The sequence below is a fragment of the Pseudoalteromonas sp. S3260 genome, assembly GCF_005886925.1.
Classification (GTDB): Bacteria; Pseudomonadota; Gammaproteobacteria; order Enterobacterales; family Alteromonadaceae; genus Pseudoalteromonas; species Pseudoalteromonas tetraodonis.
On sequence record NZ_PNCV01000120.1, the window covers coordinates 1 to 8206 of the forward strand.

The window sequence follows — 8206 nt, forward strand, 5'->3', positions numbered from 1 at the left end:
GGGTCCCCTCTAAAGGTTAATCGGCGGGGCGAAAAATGCCCACCCCCGGTTACAAAAAAATCAATTTTTTTTTTGTTTAAAAAAAAACAAAAAAATTCTTCGGCCCCCTTCATTAAACCCCCATACGGCCCCCCCCCCCCCAAAACTGCCTTCACTGCCAAGCCCAAATTGCTCGCCTTTGAGTTCACATGCGCGCTGAGCTTTTGTCAGTGCCGCTGTATTGGCACTACAATGACGTTGTACTTCGTGACTAAACATCCCAAGTGTATCGGTATCAAATAGACTGGTTGTTACCACATTATAGCCAAGTGGCTTCAATGCAGGGGCGATAAGAGGTGCCTTTTTATGTTTAGTAGCAATGACTACCTTTGGCATAGCTTATATTGGCTCATTAGAGGCTGATATAGTTGAGAAATGTCCATTTTCGAACTGCTCTAGGGTATTATCATCGCCCCAGCGAATGAGAGTGAGCCAATGGTTATCAATCAGCTCCTTCACCATGACATGTTTGTTATAAATTGCCGCGATTGCCGATTGCGGCGCAGCAATATATACATTAAGGCGAATTGGTTCGTGCATCCATTTTTCCCCATTGTGCAGTGACTGCATGGCTAAGCCAATACGAAGGTCACCGCCATTACCTTCAAATAATCCAATATTACCGCCTACTGCGTTGTGGAGTATTTTATTACCACTGCCGTATTTATGGTTGTCGGTAACCGAGGCATTATATTGACTATTGATCCAATGGGTTACTATCATGGGGGCGGTCATAATCAGTTCTAATACCGCAAATTCGTTATCGTTTTCCCATTCATAATCATGTAAAAAACAGCGTCCTTGTAAGTTAACACTGCGAGTCCAGGCTCGTGGTGCAACAATAAAGGCCGCGTTATTAGCAAGCCCCCATTCTGGGCGTACTTGCGACCAATCGCGGGCTCGCTGTTGATAAGCATGGTTAATTTCATCCGCGGTTTTATTAACTAACTGCGGGTCGATATTTACTAAGCGTTCTTGCTGAGCGGTTTGCGTGGCAACAGTTAGCCATTTTTTCAGATTGTCATTAAGCTCGGTATCGTAAGCGGTGATGACATCCGTGGTTGTGTTATGAATAGCGGCAATAAATTGCGTGCTCTGTGCCAGTGTTAGCCCTCGCTCTTTAAGCGCTTGGCGCACTTGGGTATCGTTTAGTAAGTTAGCCAGCACGCGTACATTAACTTCGCCACTTTGCCCTCCACAGGCTCCACATTCTAGGCCAGCGCTGTGCAAGTTATTAGTTGTATGGCTGGCGTGGCCCACCAACATAATATGCGGCGCAAACTCTTTTATTCCTAAGGTGTTAAGCACTTTTTGAGCTAAGTCGGTTTTGTCTTTTAGGGTCAGTTTTTGCTGATTTTGTGTTAATTGCCAGTCGGTGGTTGTGCACTTTTTAGCTTTACCTTTAGATAAAAAGGTATTTTTTATTAATTTAAATGCATACAGCCAGCCTGCTGATTCAACCATAGAAAACGATGAGGGGGCTGATTTTGACCAACTTTGCCATGTAGCACTATTTTGACGAGATGCTTCAAGCGCCGCGTCTTTGTGTGTTTGTGTGGCATGTATGTCTGGTTTGAGTAGCCCTGGTAGTTGAGGACGAGTAATTGCACTACCATTTTCTTGATATTCTAGTGGCAAGCCAAAAAAACCGGCAAAGCCGAAGGTTTCTATATTTTTACTTTGCGATTCAAGCGCGCGGCGAATAACCTCTGAGCGTACATCAATACAAAACACCGCTTGTAATTGAGCGTTGTTCACTGGGGTTTTAGTGGCGCTTTGCAGTGCATGATTAAGCGGGTATTGATAGCTCAGCTCCAGTGCTTTTGCCCACACCCATAATGGCTTTTGTGCTAATTTGTGTGCATGCAGGCGCTCAACTACGAGTGACTTTTCTTGCTGCCACTGACTTTGTAGTTGTTTAAATGAAGCACTATCATGATCTGCCAGATACTGCCAAATAACCAAGTCCCATGCCATTCGCATGGCCAGTAGCTGTTTCATATCATCTTTGGGCTTAGCGTAAAGTTGGCCTTGAAATCGCAAATACGCCAACCACGATGCCCAACCATTAATATCTAAAAGCAGCGAATGAGCATATAACTCTAACGAGTCATTATCTATATTAAGGGTTGAGAGTGTTAGTGCAATCAGTTCATCTGCGGATGTGGGTAATTGCTTAAAATAGCCATTTAAATGCCGTTCATCCATAACAATGCTAATGCCTTTATCAGCTTGAATAACAGTAAGCCAATGGCGATATAATTCAGATGGGGCTTGAGTATCATTTCGATGCAGCATAGGGCCGAGTTGTTGATAATGTGCAGCACAAAACTGACTCAACTGATGAGTAATTTCATCATGCCAAGCCATTTTATGCTTATTACGTTGTTGGTCGAGTAAATCTGCAATGTTGTGCCAGTCTACTAATGGCACATCAACTCTAAGCGCTTGTAATAGTTGCTCTTTATTAAAGTCACTATTAAGTAGCGTTGCGGCATCGGCTAAGTGGTTATCAGTAATTATGCCGTTGTCGTACTTGTGCTGATAAAAATCTTTAGGCATTAGCATGTCGGCATTACATAAGGTATCCAGTCGTGCGCTTACATCTTCAATTGGCATATGGCGCATTTCCCAAAATGGGTTAACGGCAATCATCTGATCTAACGGCCAGTTTGGTGCTATGTAACCGCATACTTTATTAAGTATGTTGTTTTCAGTGTCACTTAACGATAATGCCGTGTGATTTGAATTCGTTTGATTGCTCATTTTGATTCCTCAACGGTGATTCCAGCTGCATGATTTTTTAAATCGGTGTGGCCATTATTAGGTAAATTTATCGGCCATATTTTTAGGGTTAACCGCGTAAACCACTCATCTAAATACAAACCTGCAAATAATAGGGTGGAAAGTGATTTAACCTGTGGTCGCCAAGACTGGTAGCGTAAACAGTAGCTGGCAATCATTAACGTTAAAATAAGGGCTATTACCCAGCTATCGGCGAGGCTAAATGCAGCTTCGCGCCACTGCTCAAGCTCTAGTGCTAAAGTAAATATATTTTTAGCAACCACATAACTAATAACAACTAATAGTGCGACTAGCAGTTTTTTACTGTGAGTTTGCACGCTAGAAGCGCCATGTTGGTTGGCCAGTAAAATAGTTAAAGCCGATGCTAAAAGTAGCCACACACTGACCGCGCCTTGATAGCCGCTAATGGTCCAAGCAGCGCTAACTAGGGTAATCGACACCAATGCCCCCGTTAACCAAGCAAAGCACGTGAGTGATTGTTTTGGAATGTGGCGGCGAATCAGATCTTCGTTTACACCGTTGCCTGAGTTTAAAAATGCAAAGGCTTTATAGGTTGAATGAGTAACAAGGTGAAGCAGAGCTAGTTCAAATAATCCCAGCGCACATTCTATGAGCATTAATCCCATTTGCGCACTGGTAGACCAAGCAAGCCTTACTTTAACGCTTATTCGGGTAGTCATTATCAAAGCGCTGATCACCGTAGTTAAACCAGCAATAATTAAAATTAACCACTGTGCAGCCGCAGCTTGAATAAACAAAGGCGCAAATAAAATTAATAAAAAGCCTCCTAAATTAATGACTCCGGCATGTAATAAAGCGCTCACCGGTGTGGGTACTTCAACCACTTTAATTAGCCAGCCGTGTATTGGGAGTTGAGCGCATTTTATTAAAGCCGCAAAGGCAATTAAAAAAGCAGCGACTTGCTCTGCAAAAGACAGTGGTAGCGTGGTGGTGTTATAAAAGGCGGTTATATCAGTTATGTACAGACTATTGTGAATGAACCACAAAATACCAAATGCAATCAGTAATAAGGATTCGGCAACACGTGCCACAATAAATTTTTTATGGGCGGCGAGCACCGCTCGAGGGCGCTCAGGGTAAAACATTAATAGTTTATGTAGTGCTAAACTTATCGCCACCCAGCCTAGCCAAAATAGCGCTAAGTGGTTGCTCATAACCACAACTAATACGGCAGTGATGGTAAGTAATAGCCATCGCCAAAAGTAGTTTTCACGTGGCTCACCTTGCATATAGTGCTTACAAAAGCGAATTAATATCAGCGTGATAAATAATATAAGCCCTAGCATAATAATTCGGGTCATGGTCAGCGATAAGAAACTGAGTAAATTAAAAGCATAAATTTGATGAAGCGTAATAGCTGTTATAAATGCAATGCTATTAAACACCATTACTTTAAACAGCACATGACCATTTGAAGCGCGCGATTGTTGGCCAATTAACCAAGCTGCTATAAATGTGCTCAAAGGCATTATTAGCAGTAACAACGAAATAATATACTCACTCATTCAGTGCTCCTTATTTAGTGATCAAAGTATGGCAAACTAGATAACTAAATAAAAATAGATATAATGCATATAAACGTTCTATAAAAGAGAACAGTAATGAGCCGTTTAAATTATCATCACTTATATTATTTTTGGTCGGTTGCTCGTATTGGTAACTTAACCCAAGCCGCGAAAGAACTGCATTTGTCGCAGTCAGCGCTCTCTACGCAAATAAAACAATTAGAGCACACCATTAATATTGAGTTATTTGAACGTAAAGGCCGCACACTCGCATTAACCGATATGGGAAAGCGGGTGCAAATGTACGCCAACGATATATTCACCAAAGGGGAAGAGCTGTCTTCTTTTATTCATAAAGGGGTGATTTCGCAAACTCAGCATTTATCAATCGGGGTGCTCAATACGCTCTCTCGTAACTTTATCGAAGAATTTATTAACCCCTTAATGAGCAATGACGAAGTACGATTTTCACTGACTGCAGGTCGTATGGATGGGCTGCTAAATGGTTTGGCAGAGCACGAACTGGATTTAGTTTTAACCAATAAACCCATCGGGCTTGAGCACTACGATCAGCTTTGGCAAAGTCAGTTGGTATCTCGCCAGCCATTAGCCATAGTGGGTCCAGCTGATAAAAAAATACGTGGCCAATTTCCAGCAGGTTACACGGATGCACAGTGGGTGTTACCCGCTAAAACCTCAGCTATTAGAGACTCATTTAATGCTTTGTGTGCTCGTTGGCAGTATCAGCCAAAAATAAAAGCAGAGGCTGATGATATGGCTATGCTGCGATTACTTGCCCGTGATAGTGGTGCGTTATCGGTATTGCCATCAGTTGTAGTAAAGGATGAAATAGAACAAGGCCTACTGGTTGAATATCAGCGTTTACCCGATGCATTTGAGCACTTCTATGCCATTACCGCGCAGCGAAAATTTGTACCAGACATATTAAAGTCGCTGCTTGCCAAAACCTGCTAATTACTTTTAAAGAATGTTTTTTGCGTAAATACTTTATATTTGAATAATAAACAAATAATTAAAGCTTTTAATTCGTTGGCCGATACCGTATTTATATTGTACTGAAGATTAAGGATAATCATGGTTAATAAACTACAAGGCAATTATGCTAACTTAAATGCGTTGCTTGCCCAATCGGTCAATAATCCAAACCAAACCAGTGTTCCCACAGATTTGCAATCGCGTGCTCACTTAGCGCCAAGCTCAGCAACAATCACTGATGAAATGCTCAGTCAGTTTAGTGACCAACAAGTCGATGAAATACTTAATCAGCAATTATCCTCGTTACTCACGATTTCCAGCACACCCAGTGGCTCAAATTATAAGCTCTCTAGTGAAGAGGTTGCACTACGTACGGTAATAAGCTCTCAGCAAGAGGGCTTATTAAAAAACGAACGCAGTGATCAGTTAATTGAGCGCTTAAATTCTTCGGTAAAAAATATCCAAGGTGCTTATGCCAACACTAGCGATATTTTATCAAACTTGGGGCAACTGGGATTTAATCAAAAAACATTTTTAGCATCTAGCCAACAGCGTGTTGAACGCTCACTTAACCCTTTCATGGAAAGCTTTAATCGCGAGCGATTTGAAGACGATGATAACTATGGATTTGAGCTTTCGGTAAAAACCAAAGAAGGTGATGTTATTAAAATCACCTTTCATTCTGCACAAGGTTACGATGAAGAAAGCGGCGAAACCACGGATGAATTTAGTGTAAGTTATGAAGTGGATGGCGACTTATCAGAGTCTGAACACCAAGCATTAACGCAAGTACTTTCTGGTGTTGGAGAAATGGCGGATGAATTTTTTAAGGCTAAACAAAGCGCTTACAGTCGTTACGTACCCGCAAACCAAGCTGATTTAGATTTAAGTTTTCTGAGCAATTTTGATAATAAAGAACTTTCGGGTTTTGATTTGTACTTTTCAACGTCAGAGGGAAATACTGGCGATGCTGATGGAGCGCTCCTTGGAATAGATAATGAGCTTAATTTAAGTTATACCCTTGATGAGGATTCTGAGCAGCAAATACTGGAGTTTGAATCGGTAAACGGACAAAACAATATTGATTTTTCGCTTGATATGTCAACCATTGGCGCTCAAGACAAAAGCCAAATGCAACAATACATAAAAGCGCTCGATAAAAGCTTAGAAGATAGCCAGCTCAATAGCTCTGAGAAAAGTACACGTTCTGCGTTTGGTCACAAAAGTGATGAAGTGATGAAACAAGGGTTGGCTGTTTTTAAAAGTGCGTTTAGTAGTATGTCATCAGCTGCTGAGCGCTATAGTGAAATTGAGTCGGTTGCTACAAAGCAGTTTACTAATGGACGCGAGCTTGTCGCTAATTTAGTTGACAATATGATCACCAAAGATCCGCGCTACCAAGGGCTAGGAAGCAGTAATAAAAATTCCTTAGGCGATGGTATTTCTAAGTTAGCTGATTTTGATGCAAAATTCTCTTTTGCAATGGATCAGGGGGATTACATAGCAACAAGCACCACAAAGCTGAGTCAAAATACAGAACACCAAAAATCAGCAGGCTTAACTGGGGTTACTCAAGATAAAACGGCGAGCACGCGTTTTAATTATGAAGAAGGTAACCGCTCAGACATCCCTCCTGATTATTATGATAAACAAGAAAATTACACTATTGGTACCGCTGTAAAAAATAACGAATTGATTGCCCTTGATCAGGCTCATGAGGTGGATGTAGATAAAAAAGTGTATCAGTTTAATCCCGAAATATCTCAATACGAGCTAAAAAAGGAATTGAAAGAAACATCCACCAGTGAGAGTAATATTCGTCTTATTAACGATATTTGGCTCGAGAAAAATGAAGATAGTTATCGTATGAATGAAAGAAAACGACTCAGTGGTGTGGGGGCGTCGAACGAGTTTAGAACAACATCGAGTTATTCACATACGCAATTAGTAACGTTAATCGGTGATTTAGATAAATTAGAACAAAACAAAGAAGTCAAACGTGAGTACTTAGCCGTTTTATCACAAGTGGATGATTTTATGGATAAAAGCAAGTAATTTTTATTTACTTAAGCTCGATTGTGGGTATAGTAACTAAAACACTATTTAAGTATAAGATTATGTTTAAACAATTAATTTTACTTTTAATGTTGAGTTTACCACTGGCAGTGAATGCAACGCTCAAACCACACTCGGACGCTATGACTGCTAAGCGTTTATTAAGCGTTTATTAAGCGTTTATTAAGCGAGCACGATAAATTTGCTAAGCAATACCAAACATTTTCGCCGACACCGCAAGACGTTGCATTGATGCAAAAACTAGCAGGTAAAGAGGTGTTAGTGCTTTTAGGTACGTGGTGTCATGACAGTGCCCGTGAAGTACCTCGATTAATAAAATTACTCGATGAGTCTAAGGTTAAACTTTCGAAAATAACCTTTGTTACAGTCGGTTATGACAAACGTGATGAGGCAGGTATTGCTCTAGCGCATGACTTACAATATACCCCCACTTTTATTGTGAAGCATAATGGGGTTGAAATTAACCGCGTAATGAACAACTCCCACTAAACGCTGCGCGTTTTGAAGGAGTTTCAAAAAGAAAGCCTAAGCTACCTTTTTAGGCTGGTTCCCAGCCTGAATACCTAACGCCCAGTTTAAGTTAACTTGCGCACTGGCTACATCGCGGGGCTTCTCACAACCACATTCGCATGAGTGCCAGCGGTCTGCTAAGGATTTCTTCTTCTTAGCTCCGAAGTCTGGGCAGGTTTGACTTGGCTTAACTTGCTTTTTTAGTACTTCAACAAATTCTCTACTAGCTTCTTCCGGTTTGTATCGAAGCAAAT

Annotated in this window: 7 protein-coding genes; 3 read left to right on the top strand and 4 right to left on the bottom strand. The window is 41.1% G+C overall.

All coding sequences use genetic code 11. The features are described 5' to 3' along the window. Positions 1-60: 60 nt before the first annotated feature. From CWC14_RS15935 to CWC14_RS15945, 3 genes are read right to left on the bottom strand one after another with little or no spacing between them, the layout of a single operon-like run. A complete protein-coding gene (locus CWC14_RS15935) occupies positions 61-375 on the bottom strand; it encodes a hypothetical protein (protein ID WP_249928762.1) in 315 nt (104 codons plus the stop codon). A 3-nt stretch (positions 376-378) separates the two neighbouring features. After that, positions 379-2805: a DUF2309 domain-containing protein gene (locus CWC14_RS15940; protein WP_138563852.1), complete on the bottom strand. Its 2427-nt coding sequence runs from the start codon at positions 2803-2805 to the stop codon at positions 379-381. Then, on the bottom strand, positions 2802-4370 hold the full coding sequence (locus tag CWC14_RS15945; protein ID WP_138563854.1) for an NADH-quinone oxidoreductase subunit L: 1569 nt from the start codon (positions 4368-4370) through the stop codon (positions 2802-2804). The genes CWC14_RS15940 and CWC14_RS15945 overlap by 4 nt, the downstream gene beginning before the upstream one ends. Positions 4371-4466: 96 nt before the next feature. On the opposite strand from CWC14_RS15945, the gene CWC14_RS15950 reads away from it, so the two are divergent. The 3 genes from CWC14_RS15950 (at position 4467) to CWC14_RS19800 (ending at position 7931) form a co-directional block, all read left to right on the top strand. After that, entirely contained in the window at positions 4467-5345 is an 879-nt protein-coding gene (locus CWC14_RS15950) for a LysR family transcriptional regulator (protein WP_010389453.1), read from the top strand. A gap of 120 nt (positions 5346-5465) precedes the next feature. After that, positions 5466-7421, top strand: coding sequence for a hypothetical protein (locus CWC14_RS15955; protein WP_138563856.1), 1956 nt, complete (start codon positions 5466-5468; stop codon positions 7419-7421). Between the two features lie 252 nt (positions 7422-7673). Further along, positions 7674-7931: a TlpA family protein disulfide reductase gene (locus tag CWC14_RS19800; RefSeq protein ID WP_249928763.1), complete on the top strand. Its 258-nt coding sequence runs from the start codon at positions 7674-7676 to the stop codon at positions 7929-7931. A gap of 36 nt (positions 7932-7967) precedes the next feature. On the opposite strand, the gene CWC14_RS15965 is transcribed toward CWC14_RS19800, so the two are convergent. Beyond that, a partial coding sequence (locus tag CWC14_RS15965) for a zinc ribbon domain-containing protein (protein WP_171036865.1) occupies positions 7968-8206 on the bottom strand: 239 nt, incomplete at its 5' end.